1 protein-coding gene is annotated in these 2,013 nt (G+C 46.5%); it reads left to right on the top strand.

The features are described 5' to 3' along the window. The coding region (locus tag IQ224_RS23135; RefSeq protein WP_194033540.1) for a hybrid sensor histidine kinase/response regulator at positions 1-1,702 on the top strand (1,702 nt) is incomplete at its 5' end. Positions 1,703-2,013 lie beyond the last annotated feature (311 nt).

The following is a 2,013-nucleotide window of genomic DNA, read 5'->3' as shown; positions in this document are numbered from 1 at the left end:
TCTGGAAACGCTGACATCGGGTTTAACTAAGACTTGGCGCCTGTTATCCGTGCCGTTAAATTTAACGGATAATTATCCTTTGATCGAGAAAGCTTCAGGACTATGGTTACTGTTAGCCACCGATATCACCGAACAACAGCAATATTGTCAGGAATTAGCGGTTAAAAATGCCGATCTAGTCCATTTAAATCGTCTTAAGGATGAATTTCTCGCCTGTGTTAGCCATGAGTTTAAATCGCCCCTCACCGCCGTTATCGGTCTCTCCAGTCTGCTCCGGGAACAAAAAATCGGTGAACTTAACCCCCGACAGTCCAAATATGCCGATTTAATCTATCGCAGCGGTCGCCAGTTGATGGCTTTGGTTAATGATCTCCTCGATTTAACCCGCCTAGAGACAGGACAACTACAATTAACTTTATCTAGAGTCAAAATCGATCGCCTCTGTCAACGGGTGTACGATATCATCGTCGATAAGTATCCCCAACGTCTTGATCTCCCCAGCAGCTATCGTCTTGACATCGAATCGGGGTTAGATTATGTCCTGGCCGATGAAACCCGTTTACAACAGATGTTAGTGCATTTGTTAGATAATGCGGTAAAATTTACCGTTGATGGCGGTAATTTGGGCATTAAAGTCAATCGTTGGGAAAATTGGCTGGCTTTTACCGTCTGGGACACGGGGATCGGTATTCCAGAAGAATCCCAGCATCTGATTTTTCAGAAATTCCAACAGCTAGAAAGTCCTTTCACCCGTCAATTTGAGGGCGCAGGTTTAGGTTTAGTCCTCAGCCAAAAATTAGCACGCTGTCACGGTGGCGATCTATCCTTTGTCTCCAGGGCCCAGGAAGGTAGTGAATTTACTTTACTACTGCCGGTTCATCCCCAAGGTGCCGAGCAGGACCCCGCTACTCCCCAGCGTCTGGTGTTGGTGGTGGAAGCTAATCCCCAAGTGATCGAACAGTTTGTCGATCGCTTGAGTGAATTGGGATTAAAAGCTATTATCGCTCGTAGCGGCACTGAGGCGATCGAAAAAGCCCGGCAGTTAAAACCCCGTTGTGTTTTTCTCAATCCCAATCTACCCCTCTTGTCCGGTTGGGATGTGTTAACGCTGCTGAAATCCCATCCCCAAACCAAAGATATAAAAGTTATTGTCACCGCCGCCGATTCCGAGCGCAACCGCAGTCAACAGCAAGGGGCCGATAGTTTTCTGGTTCCGCCGATCACCTCGGCTGCCCTGCAAGCTTGCCTAAATCTGACCGTTTCCCCTGTTCCTAGCCGAAAACAGCGCACTGCTCCGACTCTGCTGCGTTTACACGGTCATTATGCCCCCAATTTCTCCGATTTATCTTCCTTTAGCTGGATTTGGAATAATCAATTAGTCCGGGAGAATTATCGTTTTATCGAGGCCGATAGTTGCGAACAGGCGGAACTTTTAGCCACTGTCTGGGAGGTGGACGCTATCTTAATTGATAGTTCGATCGCAGAAGATTTATACTCTTATCTGCAAACCTTGAGCGAGTCGGAAACCCTCGCTAATTTACCCCTAGTCACCCTTGATGTGGCTGTCACCGAGGTGGCTAATCAAATCCCCGGTTTAGCCGTTTTTCCCTGTTTGGCCCCCCCAACGGAAAACCGCATCGAACAGCTATTAAAGGTGATCGAGACTGCTGATCTGGCTTTTTCTCGCCACAAAGAACAGTAAGGGTAAGTCGGGCCAGTCTTGGGATGACAAGCAATGTCGATGCTCTAGCCCGATTTTACCTAGAACTTGGTGCTAAAGCGCAACTACAAACCTTAACTCAACCTAGAGATTATTAACTCAATTTTCTCAAAAAAATCGACCAGCTGTTAGGTGAAAAAAAGAGAAGAACCAAGAACATTAACGCGGGAGCAAGTCAAAGCTGAAGAACAAATAAACTACTTGACAAAAGCATCAATTGGGCATGGGATAGAGAAAAGAGTGGGGAAAAGACAAAAATGACTCCAGAGCAACAACAAGAACTTAACCAACAT

This window comes from Microcystis sp. LEGE 00066, assembly GCF_015207925.1.
GTDB lineage: Bacteria > Cyanobacteriota > Cyanobacteriia > Cyanobacteriales > Microcystaceae > Microcystis > Microcystis ichthyoblabe_A.
This window is presented reverse-complemented; position numbering and strand designations above follow the sequence as displayed.